We start from the raw sequence: 18,505 nt of genomic DNA, 5'->3' as shown, positions 1-18,505 counted from the left end.
TGGAGGAGTCGGGATTAATTGGCGGTTGTCGTCTTCAAGCTCGCGGCGAAGGCCTTGAGAGCCGGGATCTCTTTTGCGACTTCCTGCTTCGGCCCGATCATTTTCAAGGTCAGAATCTGGTCATCGATTTGAGCAATCACCCCCGCCAGCGCGAAGCCGGGCTTTGGCTCGCCACCCATCATCCCCGCATTGTATTGCCCTTCCGCGATAATCCAGACGCCCTTCACGCCGCCGATATCGATCTTGTCCAGCCCGGCAAACTGCGCTGCGGATAGCGCCGGTGCATCGAATTGTTTCAACCATCGGTTTGCATTCTCCTCCACTCCGCCGGATGCCAGCGATACATAAACTTCCCCCATGCCGGACTCGCCAAAGCGATAATTCAGCAACCGGAACTGAGCGGGAGGGAGCTTCAACCAATTCTCCGGAGGATTTCCCTGCACCGGACTCGGCTTCGCATCGCGAAAGCGTTCATCACTACTGGCAAACAATTTTGGTGCCTTGTCCTTGCTGGTGATCCCACGGGTTTCCTCCACCTTGATGATTTCGCCCTTCTTCTCACAAGAAGTGACAAAAATGCAGGCGAGCGCAGCGATCAGAGGAATTCCTTTCATTTTTCGGGAGATAAGCGCGGAAGAAGTTGCCCGCAAGTTCAATCAGACTAATTACGCAAGCTCCGCACGAATCATTTCACCAAGCTTCAGCCTTTGACTTTGAGGGCGCAACAGCTTTTCATTCCACCGTGGAAAGCATCCAATATTTCAACCGTCATAGTGGCAAAACGGAAACAGAACAGGTCTACGGCGAGTCCTTTCTCCGCTGGGTTTATGGGAACCCTTTGGGAAAAGTATCCCTTCATGCCTTGGTAAAACGTCACGGTTTTTCGAAATGGTATGGGGCACGGATGTCCACGCCGGAATCGGCAAAGCGCGTCCAACCATTCATCAAGCAATACGGCCTCGATCCGGAGGATTTCGCGGACAATCCGGAGACGTTCAAGAGCTTCAATGAATTTTTCTACCGGAAGCTCAAGCCGGAAGCCAGGCCGCTGGATGACGCGGCGGTGGTATTTCCAGCCGATGGCCGACACCTGGGGTTCCAGGACATTTCAGAAATTCGCTCCTTTTTTGTAAAAGGTCAGACCTTCGACCTCGCCGCCCTCTTGGGAAGCCCGGAACTGGCACAAAAATATGCCAGAGGTGCGTTGGTTCTCTCCCGGCTTTGTCCGGTGGATTATCACCGCTTCCACTTTCCGGCGGCAGGCACTCCTTCTTCCGCAGAGCTCATCCCCGGCCCTCTGTTTTCCGTTTCACCCATCGCTCTCGCTCGACGCTTATCCTACCTGTGGACAAACAAACGGACCATCACCCGACTCGAAACGGAAAATCTGGGCACGATCCTTGTGATGGAAATCGGTGCAACCTGCGTCGGCACGATCAAACAAACCTTCACTCCCGGAAAAGCGGTGGGGAAGGGAGCCGAGAAAGGCTATTTTGCTTTCGGCGGCTCTTCCACCATCACCATCTTCGAGCCCGGGAAAGTCCGGCTGGCGGCGGATCTGGTGGAAAATTCCGCCAAACAAACGGAACTCTATGCCCGCATCGGCTCCGCGATGGCGGAGCCAGTGTAAGACTTCTGCCCGTTAAAACGGGATATCATCGTCATCGAAATCATTTTCATTGCGGAGATCCGCAGCTGAAGGCTCTGCGGCGGCTTGAGAAAATCCACGCCCGGAAGGCTCCTCCTGTGAGTATTCGTCCCCTGCAGCCGACCCGCCTGCGCCTTTGGATTCGATCTTCCAGCATGAGAGATTGACATAATATTTGCCGTTATACTCGTTCCCCCGGATATCGAAGTTCACCTGCACCTGCTCATCCGGCTTGAAGCGATCAAGGATGGAGCATTTGTCCTTTACGACCTCGAACTTCAGATCCTGGGGGTATTTGTCATGACCTGTAGTTATGACAAACTCCCGCTTCGAGAAGCCACTCGGGAAAGTCTGTGTGTCATTGATCAATTTGATTTTTCCAACTGCCTCATACATGGCGACATTCTTCCCACAGGGATCAAGATGTCAAACCGCGCGTGCAAATCTCCCAGCGATATTTCGGGGAGAATTCCCCATTCCCGGATGCCGCGCCCGGCGCTTCATAACAAATGGCAACTTTTTGGTTGTCTCCTGAGAATTTGCAGGTAAAAGAATTACATGTCACTGTCCTTACGTCATGAATCAAAGAGGCTTCACCGGAAAACCACCGGATACGCAGCATGTCTTCTCCCCTTTGAATCCGACGGCTCCATCGCCCAAAAATCATTCCGGGAGGCTATTGTCCGGACCACTGACGCCGGACTTGGTTGCGCGGTCAATATGGACACTGGCTACGCGAATCTTATCGGCCCCGAAGAGCGGAAACTTGTTCTGGAACTAACTCAGGCCACCATTGGCGGACGCAGGGATTTCGTCGCCGGAGCCTTCGTGGAAGGCCTCGAAGGTGATTTGGTCGGCCTGTATCGCGGACAGATGGACGAGATCGTTTCCCACGGCGGCACTCCCATCCTTTTCCAGACCACCCGTTTCCACAACTGGGAACCTGCCAGAATCGTTGATCTGTATGCCGAGGTTTGTGAGGGATACGACGCGGTATTCGGCTTCGAGCTAGGCTCCATGTTCGCGCCGAATGGCATGATTTTCGACGAAGAAACCATCCGGGGCCTGATCAGCATCCCGAGCCTCAAGGGAATCAAGCATTCCTCTTTGGATCGGGCGATCGAGCTCCGCAGGCTGCAAATCCGCGATGAGATTCGTCCGGAATTCAAAATTTTCACGGGCAACGATCTCGCAATCGATATGACGGAATACGGCTCGGATTACCTCCTTGGCCTTGCGGCGTTCTGCCCTGAACTTTTTGCCCTGCGTGACAAATACTGGGAAGATGGTGATGAGCGCTACGCCAGCCTCACGGATGCGCTCCAGTATCTTGGCAATGTTGCCTTCCGCGCACCGGTCCCGGCTTACAAACATTCCTGTGCGGTTTTCCAGCATCTCATCGGGCGCTGTCCCTCGCCTCTCACCCATCCCGCCTCCGCAAGCCGCCCGGACTGGGAGAAGGAAATCCTCGCAGACTGTGCCGCGCGTCTCGGCTATGCATCATAACTGTTGCCGCACGCCGCTTAGCTCTGCAAGATTCGTCCATGTCAGGAAAGACAACCATCACAGACATTGCCAAGGCTCTCAATGTATCGACAGCCACCGTTTCGCGTGCGCTGAACAGCTCCCGTCTGGTCACCACGGAAGTCGCGGAACTGGTATGCAGGACAGCCGAGGAAATGGGCTACAAAAAGCGTGCCATTCGCCGCCATCGAGGCCGCGCAATTCTGAACGTAAAACTCATCCTGCCACGCCATGACGAGGCGGAACGCACGCTTTTCTATGATCTCTCCGCATTGATAAACGGAGTTCAGTCCGGCTTTACAGAGTGTGGAATCAATCTTCTCTGCGAGACGGCTTCGAAAGATTTCAAGCTCTACCCGCACAAGAAAGGAGGTGACATCAATGGTTTTCTTTTCGCCTTCAATCAGCCCAGCCCGGAGACGATCGCCGAGCTACGCTCAACGAAAACTCCCTTCGCTATTATCAACCGTAGCTACGAGGATCTCCCCTGCATCGCCTCGGAAAACGCCCGTGGGATGGAATCACTCATCGATCATCTTCTGGCCAGGGGACGCTATGAAAAGCTGAAGCCCTGCTATCTTACTATCAAGGAGATGGGCCAGGTCTGTGATGAACGCCGCCTCGGCCTGGCCGCTTCCTGCAAGGAAAAGGGCATCGATTTTTCAATGGAAAATGACGTCTACATCTATGAGAGCATCCCCGCGATCGATTCCGCAGCAGCAAAAGAACTCGCGGCAAAATATAACGCGATTCTCTGCATGAATGACATCATGGGCACAGTCCTGCTCACTGAGCTGGACCGGCTCAACATCCGGGTGCCGGATGATCTTTCGGTGACTGGCTTTGACAACTCACCGGTCCGGAAACTTTCCCGCCCGATGCTCACAACGGTTAGCATGCCAGTTGCGGAGCTTGCGAAAGCCGCTGCCGCGCGCCTTGAGACAGAGATCATCGAGCATTTCAGCCCGGAAGCTGTGATTCGTGTCCCGGGCACCTTGATGCTTGGCGAATCCACCTGATCCACAATTCCTCAAAATGACCACCGATAAGCTCGCGATCCACACTTTTACCAATCAACCCTGGTCCATCGGGGAATGCATTGAAAACTACGCCAGAGCCGGCATCGGAGGTATTTCCATCTGGCGGGAAACGATCGCCGGGCAAGATCTCAAAAAAGTAAAAGCCCACCTTTCGGATAGTGGACTTGCTCCGGTATCGCTGGTGCGTGGTGGCTTTTTCACCGGGAAAACAGCTACCGAGAGGCAACCGGCCCACCTGGCGAATCTTGCCGCCATCCATGAGGCGGAGATACTCGGGCTGCCGATGATCGTATTGGTCTGCGGCGCCACTCCAGGACAAAGCCCGGAAGAGAATATCGATCAAATCGAGGAAGGTATCCGCTCACTCCTGCCCCATGCGGAGGCCGCGGGGATCCGGTTGGCCATTGAGCCACTCCACCCGATGTATGCCGGAGACCGTTCCGCCATTGCTTCGCTGGGAGACACCAACCTACTGGCACAACGGATCAACCACCCGCTGGTAGGGGTCGCCCTTGATACCTTCCATGTCTGGTGGGAAACGGATCTCGCAGTTAAAATCCGCGCCTGCGCATCCAACGGGCATCTATTCGCCTTCCATATCTGCGAGTTCAAACCGGACTTCGATCATCCGCTGCTCGATCGCGGACTCCCCGGAGAAGGCGTGAATGCCACTCCCCGCATCCTGGATATCGTCCGCTCGTGCGGCTTTTCCGGACTGACCGAAGTTGAAATCTTTTCCCGCAAATATTGGGCAATGAACCAACACGAATTTCTTGGAAAGATCATCCACTCGACGGAAAACCTCTAGATCCAGCTCTCTGCGGAAAACACCCAATTTATGAAAAAAATCGGCATCATACTCAACGGCGTCACCGGACGCATGGGCACCAATCAACACTTGGTCCGCTCGATCCTAGCGATCAGGGAACAAGGTGGAATTCTTCTGCCAGATGGTTCCAGGCTCATGCCGGACCCGATTCTCACCGGGCGGAATGCGAACAAGATCGCGGATCTGGCAAAGAAACACGGAGTAGACCGCTTCACCACAGATCTGGATGCCGCGCTTGCAGATCCCTACAATGAAATTTTCTTCGATGCCTCCGGAACACCCTACCGCATCCCATTCCTAGAGCGCGCTATCGCCGCCGGTAAGCATGTCTATTGTGAAAAGCCAACCGCTTCTTCATACGAGGCCGCGCTGGATCTCGCAAAAGTCGCCGAAAATGCAGGAGTGAAGAACGGGACGGTTCAGGACAAGCTCTGGCTTCCGGGGATACGCAAATACCAACTTTTGAAAGAGCAAGGATTCTTCGGGGAAATTCTCTCCGTGCGCGGGGAATTCGGCTACTGGGTTTTTACCGGGGAAGACGAGGGCCAGCCGATCCAGCGCCCTTCATGGAACTACCGCTCGGAAGATGGTGGCGGCATGATTATCGATATGCACTGCCACTGGCGCTACGTGATCGACAATCTCTTCGGGAATGTCACCCGGGTTTTCTGCAAAGCGGCGACCCATATTCCCGAGCGCTTCGATGAGGCGGGTAAACCTTTCAAATGCACCGCAGACGATTCCGCCTACGCGATCTTCGAAACCGAAACCGGAATCACCTGCCAGTTCAATTCATCGTGGAATGTCCGGGTTCGTCGCGATGACCTCTTCACAATGCAAGTGGATGGCACGAAGGGCTCCGCCATCGTCGGACTACGGAAATGCTGGGTTCAGCACCAATCTGTCACCCCCCGCCCGATTTGGAACCCGGATATCGACTCTCCGATCAATTACTATGACAACTGGACGGAGGTTCCCGACCAATTGGAGTTCGATAATGCGTTCAAAATCCAATGGGAGCTATTTCTCAAGCACGTCGTCTTGGACACACCCTTTCCCTGGACCCTGCGCGAGGGTGCAAAAGGCGTGCAGCTTGCCGAGCTTTCTTTGAAGTCAAATGAACAAGGCTCTTGGGTCGACGTGCCGAAATCCTGAGAAGGATCAGGACTACTGGAGTTCAAACCCGGAAAACACACTCTTCAGAAACTAAACAAGCCGCCCGGGATTACCCGGACGGCTTGTTTTTCGAAAGCAATTTTAGTTCAGATATCACTTCATGCGCGGCGGCGGCGGAGAAGCCCCACACAGCCAACAAGTGAGAGCAGCAACGCTGACGGCTCTGGAACCACTTCCACTTTCACTCCACCAACATTGAGGATGTTATCATTACTGGTCGAGCTGGTGCCACGCATCCCAAATCGAGCTGCGTGCAGGGAATTTGCATCAAGATACTGACCTAAGGTCAGGCCATTCGAGGGCGCCGCCGCACCTGCGGACCCGGTCTGATTACTCGGTGCAGCACTACCTGTGAAGCTTTGGGAATCGGTAGTGTTGGTGATGGAGCTGGCGAGCGACCATGCATCGCTTCCGGTGCGGGTGAATGAGAGCACAATATTCACCAGATCGGAGGAAGAAGTTCCCATCGTGTAACCGGTATCGGTAGCTCCGCCAATGGCTAGAGTGCCTTGTCCCAAGCTCAGGGTTGCGCTGACCTGCGGCGTTGTCGCGCCGGTGTGCTCGCTAAGTGCGGCGATACCAAAAGCAAAACTCGCACCTGTGCCAGTTCCCGTAACGAATACATCCGTTAGAGTAATTTTGACCGTTTCACCAACCGCAGGAACAAACGTTGTGAAATTTCTTGCACGGGAATAGTTCGAGGCGTTTTGGGCGTTGCCTCCAGAGATCATCCAGGAGGCCTGGGCTTCCCAGTTATTTTGGGTCGACAATGCTCCATCAGTAAATCCCGATCCGAAGTCCGAGTCGAAAACGAGTCCGACTGCCGCTGATGCAGGGCCATTTAGGGCGATAGTGGCGGCGCCGATGAGCGCCAGTTTTTTATGGGGTTTCATTATGATTATTGAGGTTATTTCCTTGAGCCGGCCATTCTCCCCAAATCCTACGATAAGCTCGTATAGAAACGCGGGTAGACGGGCTTACCTAGGATATGTGCCTGGAATTATTGCCATTGCAAAAAAACTACCTTTTCCATCGCTCATACGATGGAGATCAAGGCAGCTTCCACCCTCTTCTTGACACTTTAGCAGCCGTAGTGCATCACCGCGCACATGTCCAAGCTCTCCATCCGTAATCTTGATGTATCATCCAAGGAAGTCCTCATGCGCGTTGATTTCAACGTTCCTTTGAAAGATGGCGAAATCACAGATGACACCCGCATCCAGGCAGCTGTTCCGTCCATCAAGCATCTGCTCGCCGGTGGTGCCAAGCTTGTTCTCTGCTCCCACATGGGGCGTCCGGATGGTAAAGCGGACCCAAAATACTCTCTCGCACCAACTGCGAAACGTCTCGGTGAAATCCTTGGGCAAAACGTCGAGCTCGCGCCGGACTGCGTAGGCACCGAAGCTGCCGAGCTCCGCAAAAAGCTCCAGCCAGGCCAAGTGCTCGTTTTGGAAAACACCCGCTACCATGCGGAAGAGGAGGCAAACGACGCGGATTTTGCGAAGAGCCTCGCTGGTGAAGCTGAAATCTTCGTCAACGATGCATTTGGCACCGCCCACCGCGCCCACGCCTCCACGGAAGGAGTTACCAAATTTATCCCACGTGCCGCAATGGGCTTCCTCATTGAAAGCGAGCTCGAGTATCTCGATGCCAAGCTCGAGAATCCGGAGCGCCCGTTCCTCGTAATCATGGGAGGCTCCAAGGTTTCCGATAAAATCCAGGTCATTTCCGCGCTTATGGAAAAGGCGGATTCCTTCCTCATTGGTGGCGCAATGGCCAATACCTTCCGCAAGGCGCAGGGATACAAAACCGGTGATTCCCGCGTCGAGAACGACAAACTTGATCTCGCCCTGGAGATCCTTGCGACAGCAAAGGAAAAAGGGGTGGATTTCCTTCTTCCGGCAGACACCCGTATCACCCAGGAATTCAAGGACGGGGCGACAACCCAGGTCACCGGCATCTATGGCCAGGGCGGCGAAACTCCCGACGGTTGGGAAGGCATCGATATCGGTGATGTTTCCATCCAACAATTTGAAGCCGAAATTGCAAAAGCCAAAACCATTATCTGGAACGGACCCGTCGGTGTCTTTGAAATCGAGAATTTCGCTCACGGCACAAAGGCAATTGCCGAAGCTATGGCCAAGTCCGATGCCGTTACCATCGTGGGTGGTGGTGATTCCGTAACCGCGGTCAACAAGTTCGGGCTTGATGACAAGATGACCTTCATTTCCACAGGCGGCGGCGCCTCCCTCGAGCTTCTCGAAGGGAAAACCCTCCCGGGTGTGGCGGCACTCAGCGAAGCCTGATTCCATTCGCCTCCCTACCTTTCACCACAACCATATATCCCATGTCACGTAAGCCTATCTTTGCAGCCAACTGGAAAATGAATAAAGGAGCCTTGGAAACCGAGGACTTCATCAAATCTTTCCTTTCCAAGACACAAGGTCTCAACCTTCCAGCAGACATCGTAATCGCTCCCTCGTTTGTGTCCCTGCCAAAGCTTGCCGATCTTCTTCACAACTCGAATCCCGGCAAGAACGCCCATGCCATCCAAATCGCCGCCCAAAATTGCTCTGAGTTTGATTCCGGAGCATACACTGGGGAGGTCAGCGTGCTGATGCTGCGCGAATTCTTTGTGCATTACGTTATTCTAGGTCATAGCGAGCGCCGCTCGATCTTCGGAGAAACGGATGCCGCCATCAATGCGAAGATTAAGAAAGCCCGCGAGGCGAACTTGAAGCCAATCTTCTGTATCGGAGAAACACTCGCCGAACGTGAGGCCGGCAAGCTGGAATCCGTCCTCCGGACTCAGGTGACCGAGGGATTGAAAGACATTTCCGAAAAAGATCTCTCTGACATCGTGATCGCCTACGAGCCCGTTTGGGCTATCGGCACCGGCGTTACCGCTTCCTCGGAGCAAGCCCAGGACGCACACGCCTTTGTTCGCTCTGTGATCGCTGATCTCTATGGCTCCGAGCCCGCTGCCAAGATCCGCATTCAATACGGCGGATCGGTGAAGCCCGGGAACGCAGCCGAGCTCATGGCATGCCCGGATATTGATGGCGCACTCATCGGTGGTGCGGCTCTCGATCCGCAATCCTTCCTGGAAATCATCAAGAACGGCACCGAGGAATAATCCCGGGATTTGTTTAAGGATAATAATTTGAAAGCCATCGCCATTCCGGCGGTGGCTTTTTTTGTGTGAACCTATCTCTCCTATTTGCCTTTCGCGTTTATCCAGCGATATTTGCTACCTATGACAGATAACCTCAAAACCAATTTTGAAGACATTGACAAAGACCTTTCCAAATCCTGGATTGATCTTAGTGATCAGGTGAGAACGCTTGCTGCCGATCTCAAACTGAAAGCTGCCGGGACCGGAATTGGAGCGGATGCCGCACACCTTTCACAGCAGGTCAATCGCTTGGCGGACCATGTGGAAAAACTTCACACGGACATGATCGATCTCATGGAAAACATTGAAGAACGTATTCCGGCAAAGCATTTCGCTGAAACTGACGGCGCCGTCGTTAACCCCAATGAAGTGGATCGGGAGAAGATCCAGGTCCAGCGCGAACGCCACGAACTACGGAGCGACTTGAAGGACATTCTAAAAGCCCTTTTCATGTGGCAGGACGATCCAGTGGAACGAGTCAAGGGAAAACAGTAGCAACCCTCCTGGAGAGAAAAAATACGCAGACTGGGACTCGAACACAGGATTCGTTTCCGAACGTCTAGTTGTGTATCAATAAGTTAGCAGTAATTGTAACTCACTTAAAATGAACACATTAACATGAAATGATCTTACATGGAGACTACTGAACATTATCGCGCTGTTAGCATGATAGGAATCACACTTTGCCGTCGCGGAAGTCGAAAATCCGGTATCCGCTACAGGGATACTACTGCTAATTTCGAATTCCTGGCCCAGATGGAAAATCGAAGCAGGTTTCTCGACAAACGGAAAAAAACAAGAAGGGAGAAGCGGAGGAAGTTGCTGTGAGATTACGAGAGGCGATGTTTAAAGAGGTGAACGCCAGCAGCGAACAGAACTAGGAATTTATCACGTTCGTCCATACGTCTAAAACAGCATGAGAAACTTCTGATATCGATACGATGCTGGATGTCACGAGACAAAAATCGCTACCTCTGGTAATGTTGCCCGGTAATTTTCTTTCCCTCAATCGAACTCGGTGCCCACCGTAAAAATGATGTTAGGAATACTCGCCCCATCCACATGCGCATCATAGAGTTCCGGCGGAGATAATCTCTGGATCCTCCCAGCTCAAAGCGTCAAGCCGCCCCTATCCTCCCTCATGGAAACCGACCTCCTCGAAAAACTCCGCCAGACCCTCCACAACAACGAGGCAGGCTCTGCTGTCAATATCATTAACGATAAGCTCACGCTTTCGGTTTTTACACTTTTGGAATCGAGCCTTGAGCAGGTAAGCTCGATCCATCTGCTTCTCCGGGATAAGGACGTGTTTCTTCCCGTCGGTGAACTTGCCCGCGAGTTCGAGCTGAACCCCAATGACGCGCTTTTCAACGCCTACGATATCACCCAGAAAAACAAGCTCCAGCACTTCGAACAAGCCCGGCAGATGGCGGAGTTCATCCGCACTCATGTTGATCTAAAGCGCACCACCCCGAGATGCCAGATCAAGGGCAACGTCCTTCTCGTGGACGACGAGTTCATGATCCAAGGCTCATCTTCACTGGAACTCAGCCCACAGGACTCACGCGCTTCCAGCCGCAGTATCAACTTCGACAGCATCATCAGCGATACGATGGACAAGTCCCAGATCGTCGCTGCACGCGCCAAGTTCGACCAGATCTGGAACAACCCCGATCTCACCTTCGATTACAAGGAGCAGATCCTCCAGCGCCTCCAGGCACTCTACAAGGAGCACTCGCCCGAGTTCCTCTACTACTTCACCCTCCACGAACTTTTCCACCACCAGCTTGACCAAGGTGTCAACCGATTCGAGCAGGATGCCCTCCACTTCAAGAAGTCCGCCATCTGGAACATGCTCTACGACTTCCAGAAAGACTGCGTGCTCTCCGCCATCCAGAAGATCAACAAGCACAACGGCTGCATCATCGCCGATAGCGTGGGTCTCGGAAAAACCTTCGAGGCACTGGCTGTCATCAAATACTTCGAGCTGCGCCAGGACAACGTGCTCGTCCTCACCCCTGCGAAACTCTACGACAACTGGAACTCCTTCCGGGGTGCCTACAAGGACAGCATTCTGGATGAGACCTTCAACTACAAGATCATGTTCCATACGGATCTCTCCCGCACCAGAGGGGATTCCCGTAGTGGCTACGACCTCTCCCGCTTCGACTGGGGGAAATTCGATCTCATCGTCATCGACGAGTCCCACAACTTCCGCAACCGGGTTGAAAAGGAAGAGGGCTTCACCCGCTACCAGCGCCTGCTTTCCGAGGTCATCCAGCAGGGACAGAATACCAAAGTCCTCCTCCTCTCCGCCACCCCGGTCAACAACTCCCTCACCGACCTCCGCAACCAGATCAGCATCATCACCGGGGACGACGATGCCGCCTTCGAGCAGGACGGCATACCCAGCGTCCGCCAGACACTCCAGCAGACCACCCGCGCCATCAGCCGCTGGGAAGAGAATGAGGAAAAACGGAAGGCCGAATTGCTCGATGCCATTCCTTCGGATTTCTACAAGATCCTGGAGCTGCTCAGTATCTCCCGCTCCCGCAAGCACATTACGGAATACTACTCCGCTTCAGATGTCGGACCATTTCCGCAAAAACTGAAGCCTGATACCTACACGCCGCACATCGATTCCCTACGCGAGCTGCTCGACTTCAAGCAGACCAACCTCCGCCTGGAGGAGCTGATCATGGCCGTTTACATCCCGATGAAATACATCAAGCCGGAGCACCGCGCCTACTACCGGGAGAAATACCAGACCACGCGTAATGGCCAGGTCATTTTCAGCCACGAAGACCGCGAGTTCCTCACCGCGAAGATGCACCGCTTCAACCTCTTCAAGCGCCTGGACAGTTCCGTCTCCGCCTTCCATCAGACGCTCACCCGCCTTGTCAGGAAAATCGAAGCCTTCATCAATGTCTTGGAAAATCATGACGAGGATCTCCACGCTATTTCCGAAGAAACGGAGGAAGACTTTGAAAACGAGACACCCGGCCTCGATTACAAATACGACATCAAGGTCTCCCACCTCATGGCGGATCAATACCTTGCCGATCTCACCACAGACCGCCACCTCATTGCGGAGATCCTTGCAGAGTCCGCCCGCATCCTCTCGGAAAAGCGCGACCACAAGCTCGATACCCTCCGCAGCATCATAGCCGGGAAAACCACCGACACACCCTACAACCCCGGCAACCGGAAAATCCTCATCTTCTCCGCCTTCGCCGATACCGCCACCTACCTCTACGAAAGCCTCTCCCCGCACCTCACTGCCGCCGGCCTCACCACCGCGCTGGTCTATGGCTCGGACAAGCCCCGTGTCAGCAGGAAGGGCATAGACCCCACCTTCCACACCGTCCTCTCGGCCTTCTCACCGAAATCAAAACTCCGCCGCGCCCTCCCGCAGGAAGAGCAGATCGATATCCTCATTGGCACCGACTGCATTTCCGAGGGACAGAACCTTCAGGACTGCGACTGCGTCATCAACTACGACGTGCAGTGGAATCCCGTCACCCTCATCCAGCGCTTCGGACGGATCGACCGTATCGGCTCCACCAACACCCAGATCAAGATGGTGAACTTTTTCCCCGACCTGGAGCTGAACGAATACCTCTCCCTGGAGAGCCGGGTGAAAAGCAAGATGATCACCGTCAACATGACCGCCACCGGTGGTGAGGACGATCTCTCCCCGGAAATGAACGACATCTCCTTCCGCGCCCGCCAGCTTGCCCGGCTCAAGGACGAGGTCATCGAGCTGGAGGATGCCAATGAGAACATCTCCCTCACGGATCTCAATATGAACGAGTATCTCCATGAGCTTGGCGAATACCTCAAGGCCACCCCACAGCTCAAGGAGACCCCCACCGGCATCTATTCCGTCACACTATCCCCGGCGGACTCACAAAAAGGCGCAGGCACATTGTTCTGCTTCAAGCACCGCAACCTCCACGAGAAACCCAAGTCCGATAGCTCCCTCTACCCCTACTACCTTATCTTCGTATCCGAGGACAGCGCCATCCCCATCGGGCGAGGGCAGGCACGGGAGCTTCTCAAGTTCATGCGGAAAGGCACCCTCGGGCATACAGAGCCGCTTTCCGATCTTGTGGCCTCCTTCCTCCGGGAAACGGACGACTGCCGTGACATGGAGACCTACTCCACCCTCCTCACCCAGGCCATCGCCTCCATCCAAGGCGGGGAGGCTGCCGCCGCAGAGACCTCCGTCTTCGACTTCGGCGGATACGACAACCCCTTCGCCGACCAGCAGGCCGATGACTTCGAACTGGTCTCCTTCCTCGTGATCCGTGCATAGAAAATCATGCTCCATCCACCGGAAAACTCCCGCATCGAGGGAAAGGGGAAACGCCTCAACCTCAAGCTCTTCCTCCGCCCGGAGCAGAGCACGGCGGAGCGCAGCCGCCTGCGGAAGTGCCTGAAGAAGGCCACGCTCACTCACCAGCTCACCGGCTCCTCCATTCCCTCCATCATCAGTCCGGAAATACGCTGCGAGGCCATCCAGTTCCTGGATATCGAACTCACCGACCTCCGCCACCGCGACTTCGCCGCAAAACTGATCCAGCCCTTGCTGAAGGAGCATGCCGTCTTGCGCCTTCACGATGCTCAGGGCGGTTTTGCGCTCTCCTACGCGCTCAAGCGTCTCAGCAAGAACGATCCCGGCTCCATCGTCATCTCTCACGCTTACACCACCGCCATCCACCCTCCCGGTGCCGGGCTGCCGCAGCTGCACCACACCGCCTTGCTGAACCGCACCTCCAAGCACGACCACTACATGGAGGCCATGGTGAAATCCTACCTCCTCGACCATCCCCGCATCTTCCTCGGTGCCGGAGCGCTCCTCGGTAGGAAATTCTGGCACCACGCCCCCTCCGTGCTCTCCCTCTTTGATCAGCTCCAGAACCTCCTCAGTCTCAAAGCACAAAAAGACCGCGCCAAGTCCAACGCAGCGAAAGCCACCCTCAACACCTCCATCAAGGCCGCCATTGAAAAGATAAGGATGAAATATGAAGTATGAATGATCAAATTGAGCATCCGTTTGAGCTGAGAGAGCGCACGAAGCTGTTCGGACTTCGTATCGTGCGTATGTTCGTTGCGTTGCCGAAATCCGAGGAAGCCCGTGTATTGGGAAGGCAAGTGTTGCGCTCCGGAACATCCGTCGGAGCCAACTACCGCGAGGCGCATCGTTCCCGCTCCAAAGCTGAATTCATCGCAAAACTGGGCGACTGCCTGAAAGAACTCGATGAGACCGCTTATTGGCTCGAACTCCTCACCGAATCCGCCATCGTTCCCCCAGCAAAGCTCGCCTCCCTCCAAGACGAAACCGACCAGCTCCTAGCCATCCTCACCACCATTTCGAAGAAATCAAAAGAATGAACTATGAAGTATGAATTATGAAATTTCATCCTTCATCCTTCATAATTTCAGATCCCTCTTCCTTTCATAATTCATAATTCATAATTCATAATTCCAATGTCCCACCCCCGCGTCCCTCAAGAGCTATCGCAGCCCATCACGGAGAACCTCCAGAAACTCGCCGTCCTCTTTCCCTCCGCCGTCAAGGATGGTGCTCTGGACATCGAGGCACTGCGCGAGGAACTCGGCGAGTTCGAGGAGATCCGTCCCGGCGATGAGAAATACGAGCTGAACTGGGTAGGCAAACAGGCGGCGAAGAAAGAGGCATTCGCCCCGCTGCTCGGCAAGACTCTCGCCTTCAAGCCGGGGGAATCCAAAGACCCGGAAACCACGGAAAACCTTTACATCGAAGGCGACAACCTCGAAGCCCTCAAGCTCCTCCGCCAGAATTACTTCGGCGAGGTGAAAATGATTTACATTGATCCTCCCTACAACACCGGCAACGACTTCGTTTACGCCGACAAGTTCAAGGTGTCAGCAGAGGAAAGCGAGGAAGAGGAAGGCGCAGTCTCCGCCGAGGGAAAACGCCTCATCAAAAACGAAAAGTCTTCCAACCGCTTTCACGCCCGTTGGCTCGACATGATGTGTCCCAGACTTAGGATCGCTAAGGACTTGTTACGTGAGGATGGGGTGATCTTTATTTCGATTGATGACAACGAGGTTGCGAATTTACGAGCGCTCTGTGACGAGGTCTTCGAAGCCTCGAATTTTGTCGCCTCAGTCATCTGGCAGAAAAAATATAGCACTAAAGCAGACTCCCTCCATTTCTCCGAGTCGCATGACTACATCCTCGTGTATTCGAGAAATATCGACAAATTACGGTTAACAGGTTTGGAGAGAACCGAAAAGCAACTGAGCATTTATAAGAATCCTGATGATGATCCACGGGGGCTGTGGACGAGTGACAATCTTCTTAGGACTGAAGTCCGGGACTACGCAATATTTCCCATCATATCACCGAAGACAGGGGAGCATTTCCTGCCGCCGGCTGGGAGTAGCTGGCGATATAATAAGGATAAAATTAAGACCCTGCTTCTTGAAAATCGAATTTGGTTTGGTGTAAACGGTGACATGCGTCCAAGATTGAAGAGATTTCTTTCAGATGTCCGCAGTTCGATTGTTCCTCAAACATTCTGGAATTTTTCCGAAGTCGGGCATAGTGATTCAGCAAAAAAAGAGTTGGCAAAGATTCTTGACCAAGCTTTTTTCTCAACTCCAAAACCAGTTCGTCTTCTACATAGGATTGCCCATCTCTCAAGCGACACACGCGACCTCATCCTCGACTTCTTCTCCGGCTCTGCGACTACCGCCCACGCCGTCATGCAGATCAATGCGGAGGATGGCGGCAAGCGCCGCCATATCATGGTGCAGCTTCCGGAAGTTTGTGATGAGAAATCGGAGGCAGCGAAAGCCGGCTACAAGACCATCGCTGAGATTGGCCGGGAGCGTATTCGCCGGGCAGGGGAGAAGGTGAAGGAAGAGCTGCGGGTGAAGCATGCGGAATGGAAAAAGAACCTTGCCCTTGCCGAGAAGAAAGGAGAAGCCGCCCCGGAGGAAAGTAATCCTTACGTGCGCGATCCCGATTCCCTCGACATCGGCTTCAAAGCCTTCCGCATCGAGGACACGAAGATCAACTGGATACGTAAAGATCTGCGCGGGGAGGATATCACCTACGCCGCCATGACCAGTCAGGATGCCCTGGACTTCGTCCCCGGCTACACCGACGAGGACATCGTTTATGAGGTCATGCTGCGCCAGAGCAACATCCCTCTCACGCAGGCGATCACCAAACCCGTCCCCGGAGCCAACGGCAAACGCACCTACCTCTACGGTGAGAGCTACCTCATTTCCCTTGAGGAAACCGTCACCAAGGAACTCATCGAAACCCTCGCCGCCCTGGAGCCGACCCCGCTGAAATACTTCTTTCGCGACAGCGCCTTCGGCAAAGACATCGCCCTGAAAGACGAGACCTTCCGGCGCCTGAACGCCGAGATCGCCAAGAACCACGGAGACCAAGGCACCGCCTACACCGTGGAGTTCATTTAATATGGAGAAGGGGATTGCATCCCCTTTGCACAACCCAAGTCTTCTCCACAACCCAAGCGCACCACCAAACACTTCCCGACCCACCGCAAAGGGATTAAAAACCCCTTCTCCATATTCATCCCATGACCCATCAAACCATCCAGTCCCAGCTTGAGCAACTGCTCGCCCTGCCTGTGGAAACAGAGTGGGTTGAGTTCAAACAGAACAACACGAACCCGGAAGAGATCGGAGGCTATCTGTCCGCACTCTCGAACTCGGCAGTGCTGCACGACAAACAACGTGCCTGGCTAGTCTGGGGAGTGGACGATGCAACCCATAAGGTGGTTGGAACCACCTTCAAGCCAAGGACGGAAAAAAAGGGAAATCAGGAGTTGGAAGGCTGGTTGGCGACTCTGATATCCCCACATGTGGATTTCAAAATCCATGAATTCGAGTATCTACCGGGAGTGCCGGTGGTGATGTTCGAGATCTTTCCCTGCTGGCATACTCCTGTCCGTTTCGCCGGTAACACCTACGTCCGCATCGGCTCGACCAAGCGCGCTTTGAAAGACTACCCGGAGAAAGAAAGGGCGCTGTGGGCGAAGCTACGAAAAACAGCTTTTGAGAAGGCAGTGTGCCTGGAGAACCAGAGCGGGCAGCGTGTGCTAGAGCTTCTGGATTACCCGGCAATTTTCGAACTCCTAAACTTACCACTCCCGGAAGGCCGATCCGCAATCCTTGAGAAGTTGACCCAGGAGAAGTTCCTCGTCCCCACGTCTCCGGATCGCTTCAATATCACCAACCTCGGAGCGATTCTTTTTGCCAAGAAGCTGGGTGATTTTGAAGCGCTTTCCAGAAAGGCACTGCGCGTCATCTTCTACAAGGGGACGAACCGGGTGGAGGCATTGCGGGAACAGGGTGGCACCAAAGGCTACGCCAACGGATTTGATGGCCTTATCGGCTACATCAACGATCAGCTCCCCCAGAATGAGATTCTTGGTCAGGCGTTTCGCAAGGAAGTCCGTCAGTATCCGGAGGTAGCCATCCGCGAGCTTGTCGCGAACGCCATCATCCACCAGGACTTCAGTGTGACCGGAGATGGTCCGAAGATCGAGGTCTTCACGGATCGGGTCGAGATCACCAACCCGGGTGTCCCCCTGATCGATACCCTGCGTTTCGTGGACGAGCCCCCGCAATCGAGAAACGAGACGCTGGCTTCCTTCATGCGCCGTGTGAATATCTGCGAGGAAAGGGGGTCTGGGATCGATAAAACACTTTTCCACATCGAGCTTTACCAGCTCCCGGCACCGGACTTCCGCGTCACCGAGAACCACACGGTGGTGACACTTTTCGCGCCGATGGATCTCGCTAGGATGGACAAGCCGAACCGGATTCGCGCCTGCTACCTCCACGCCTGCCTAAAACAGGTCTCCAATGAGGAAATGACCAATGAGACCCTCAGGAAGAGGCTGAATATCGATGACAGCAACTACACGAAAGCTTCCCGGATCATCAAGGAAACCATGGAGGCGAAGCTCCTCAAGCCCTTCGACCCCACTTCGAAGAGCCGCAAACACGCCCGTTACCTCCCATTCTGGGCATAAAATTCTTATGTTACGCTTATGTGCACTTTTCGGCTTTTTTCAGAAAAA

Annotated in this window: 16 protein-coding genes; 13 read left to right on the top strand and 3 right to left on the bottom strand. The window is 54.2% G+C overall.

What is annotated here, in order from left to right:
* Nucleotides 1-14: 14 nt before the first annotated feature.
* On the bottom strand, nt 15-614 hold the full coding sequence (locus ACFSSA_RS13110; RefSeq protein WP_386820949.1) for a hypothetical protein: 600 nt from the start codon (nt 612-614) through the stop codon (nt 15-17).
* 128 nt (nt 615-742) lie between these two features.
* Here ACFSSA_RS13110 and ACFSSA_RS13105 point away from each other — a divergent pair, with 128 nt between their 5' ends.
* Entirely contained in the window at nt 743-1,630 is an 888-nt protein-coding gene (locus tag ACFSSA_RS13105; RefSeq protein WP_386820947.1) for a phosphatidylserine decarboxylase, read from the top strand.
* Nucleotides 1,631-1,642: 12 nt separating this feature from the next.
* On the opposite strand, the gene ACFSSA_RS13100 is transcribed toward ACFSSA_RS13105, so the two are convergent.
* The gene (locus ACFSSA_RS13100) at nt 1,643-2,044 is read right to left on the bottom strand and encodes a DUF3127 domain-containing protein (protein WP_386820946.1); all 402 of its coding nucleotides are present in this window, start codon (nt 2,042-2,044) and stop codon (nt 1,643-1,645) included.
* 162 nt (nt 2,045-2,206) lie between these two features.
* On the opposite strand from ACFSSA_RS13100, the gene ACFSSA_RS13095 reads away from it, so the two are divergent.
* From ACFSSA_RS13095 to ACFSSA_RS13080, 4 genes are read left to right on the top strand one after another with little or no spacing between them, the layout of a single operon-like run.
* Nucleotides 2,207-3,154: a dihydrodipicolinate synthase family protein gene (locus tag ACFSSA_RS13095; RefSeq protein ID WP_386820945.1), complete on the top strand. Its 948-nt coding sequence runs from the start codon at nt 2,207-2,209 to the stop codon at nt 3,152-3,154.
* Nucleotides 3,155-3,192: 38 nt separating this feature from the next.
* On the top strand, nt 3,193-4,191 hold the full coding sequence (locus ACFSSA_RS13090) for a LacI family DNA-binding transcriptional regulator (RefSeq protein WP_386820943.1): 999 nt from the start codon (nt 3,193-3,195) through the stop codon (nt 4,189-4,191).
* 16 nt (nt 4,192-4,207) lie between these two features.
* Nucleotides 4,208-5,020: a sugar phosphate isomerase/epimerase family protein gene (locus tag ACFSSA_RS13085; protein WP_386820942.1), complete on the top strand. Its 813-nt coding sequence runs from the start codon at nt 4,208-4,210 to the stop codon at nt 5,018-5,020.
* Nucleotides 5,021-5,050: 30 nt separating this feature from the next.
* Complete coding sequence (locus ACFSSA_RS13080) at nt 5,051-6,196, top strand: Gfo/Idh/MocA family protein (RefSeq protein WP_386820941.1); 1,146 nt, start codon at nt 5,051-5,053, stop codon at nt 6,194-6,196.
* A gap of 119 nt (nt 6,197-6,315) precedes the next feature.
* On the opposite strand, the gene ACFSSA_RS13075 is transcribed toward ACFSSA_RS13080, so the two are convergent.
* The gene (locus ACFSSA_RS13075; protein WP_386820940.1) at nt 6,316-7,110 is read right to left on the bottom strand and encodes a PEP-CTERM sorting domain-containing protein; all 795 of its coding nucleotides are present in this window, start codon (nt 7,108-7,110) and stop codon (nt 6,316-6,318) included.
* Between the two features lie 216 nt (nt 7,111-7,326).
* Between ACFSSA_RS13075 and ACFSSA_RS13070 the strand changes: the two genes are divergently transcribed.
* The 8 genes from ACFSSA_RS13070 to ACFSSA_RS13035 all read left to right on the top strand — a co-directional run bounded on the left by ACFSSA_RS13070 (nt 7,327) and on the right by ACFSSA_RS13035 (nt 18,457).
* Nucleotides 7,327-8,523, top strand: coding sequence for a phosphoglycerate kinase (locus tag ACFSSA_RS13070; RefSeq protein WP_386820939.1), 1,197 nt, complete (start codon nt 7,327-7,329; stop codon nt 8,521-8,523).
* A gap of 41 nt (nt 8,524-8,564) precedes the next feature.
* On the top strand, nt 8,565-9,353 hold the full coding sequence (tpiA, locus tag ACFSSA_RS13065; RefSeq protein ID WP_386820937.1) for a triose-phosphate isomerase: 789 nt from the start codon (nt 8,565-8,567) through the stop codon (nt 9,351-9,353).
* Between the two features lie 120 nt (nt 9,354-9,473).
* Nucleotides 9,474-9,887 (top strand): hypothetical protein, encoded by a 414-nt coding sequence (locus ACFSSA_RS13060; RefSeq protein WP_386820935.1) that lies wholly within the window; start codon nt 9,474-9,476, stop codon nt 9,885-9,887.
* 646 nt (nt 9,888-10,533) lie between these two features.
* A complete protein-coding gene (locus tag ACFSSA_RS13055; RefSeq protein WP_386820933.1) occupies nt 10,534-13,710 on the top strand; it encodes a helicase-related protein in 3,177 nt (1,058 codons plus the stop codon).
* 6 nt (nt 13,711-13,716) lie between these two features.
* Complete coding sequence (locus ACFSSA_RS13050; protein WP_386820932.1) at nt 13,717-14,430, top strand: DUF4391 domain-containing protein; 714 nt, start codon at nt 13,717-13,719, stop codon at nt 14,428-14,430.
* On the top strand, nt 14,427-14,789 hold the full coding sequence (locus ACFSSA_RS13045; RefSeq protein WP_386820931.1) for a four helix bundle protein: 363 nt from the start codon (nt 14,427-14,429) through the stop codon (nt 14,787-14,789). Before ACFSSA_RS13050 ends, ACFSSA_RS13045 begins: the two co-directional genes overlap by 4 nt.
* A 96-nt stretch (nt 14,790-14,885) precedes the next feature.
* The gene (locus ACFSSA_RS13040) at nt 14,886-16,874 is read left to right on the top strand and encodes a site-specific DNA-methyltransferase (protein WP_386820930.1); all 1,989 of its coding nucleotides are present in this window, start codon (nt 14,886-14,888) and stop codon (nt 16,872-16,874) included.
* Nucleotides 16,875-16,996: 122 nt separating this feature from the next.
* Nucleotides 16,997-18,457, top strand: a complete 1,461-nt coding sequence (locus ACFSSA_RS13035) for an ATP-binding protein (protein WP_386820928.1) — start codon at nt 16,997-16,999, stop codon at nt 18,455-18,457.
* Nucleotides 18,458-18,505 lie beyond the last annotated feature (48 nt).

It is taken from the genome of Luteolibacter algae (genome assembly GCF_042683045.1).
Classification (GTDB): Bacteria; Verrucomicrobiota; Verrucomicrobiia; order Verrucomicrobiales; family Akkermansiaceae; genus Luteolibacter; species Luteolibacter algae.
This window is presented reverse-complemented; position numbering and strand designations above follow the sequence as displayed.

What these genes read in the sequence shown, in the direction of transcription:
- ACFSSA_RS13100 (WP_386820946.1), bottom strand. Translation starts at nt 2,044, where the DNA reads ATGTATGAGGCAGTTGGAAAAATCAAATTGATCAATGACACACAGACT.
- ACFSSA_RS13090 (WP_386820943.1), top strand. Translation starts at nt 3,193, where the DNA reads ATGTCAGGAAAGACAACCATCACAGACATTGCCAAGGCTCTCAATGTA.
- ACFSSA_RS13035 (WP_386820928.1), top strand. Translation starts at nt 16,997, where the DNA reads ATGACCCATCAAACCATCCAGTCCCAGCTTGAGCAACTGCTCGCCCTG.
- ACFSSA_RS13080 (WP_386820941.1), top strand. Translation starts at nt 5,051, where the DNA reads ATGAAAAAAATCGGCATCATACTCAACGGCGTCACCGGACGCATGGGC.
- ACFSSA_RS13085 (WP_386820942.1), top strand. Translation starts at nt 4,208, where the DNA reads ATGACCACCGATAAGCTCGCGATCCACACTTTTACCAATCAACCCTGG.
- ACFSSA_RS13060 (WP_386820935.1), top strand. Translation starts at nt 9,474, where the DNA reads ATGACAGATAACCTCAAAACCAATTTTGAAGACATTGACAAAGACCTT.
- ACFSSA_RS13110 (WP_386820949.1), bottom strand. Translation starts at nt 614, where the DNA reads ATGAAAGGAATTCCTCTGATCGCTGCGCTCGCCTGCATTTTTGTCACT.
- ACFSSA_RS13050 (WP_386820932.1), top strand. Translation starts at nt 13,717, where the DNA reads ATGCTCCATCCACCGGAAAACTCCCGCATCGAGGGAAAGGGGAAACGC.
- ACFSSA_RS13055 (WP_386820933.1), top strand. Translation starts at nt 10,534, where the DNA reads ATGGAAACCGACCTCCTCGAAAAACTCCGCCAGACCCTCCACAACAAC.
- tpiA (WP_386820937.1), top strand. Translation starts at nt 8,565, where the DNA reads ATGTCACGTAAGCCTATCTTTGCAGCCAACTGGAAAATGAATAAAGGA.
- ACFSSA_RS13075 (WP_386820940.1), bottom strand. Translation starts at nt 7,110, where the DNA reads ATGAAACCCCATAAAAAACTGGCGCTCATCGGCGCCGCCACTATCGCC.
- ACFSSA_RS13095 (WP_386820945.1), top strand. Translation starts at nt 2,207, where the DNA reads ATGTCACTGTCCTTACGTCATGAATCAAAGAGGCTTCACCGGAAAACC.
- ACFSSA_RS13045 (WP_386820931.1), top strand. Translation starts at nt 14,427, where the DNA reads ATGAATGATCAAATTGAGCATCCGTTTGAGCTGAGAGAGCGCACGAAG.
- ACFSSA_RS13040 (WP_386820930.1), top strand. Translation starts at nt 14,886, where the DNA reads ATGTCCCACCCCCGCGTCCCTCAAGAGCTATCGCAGCCCATCACGGAG.
- ACFSSA_RS13070 (WP_386820939.1), top strand. Translation starts at nt 7,327, where the DNA reads ATGTCCAAGCTCTCCATCCGTAATCTTGATGTATCATCCAAGGAAGTC.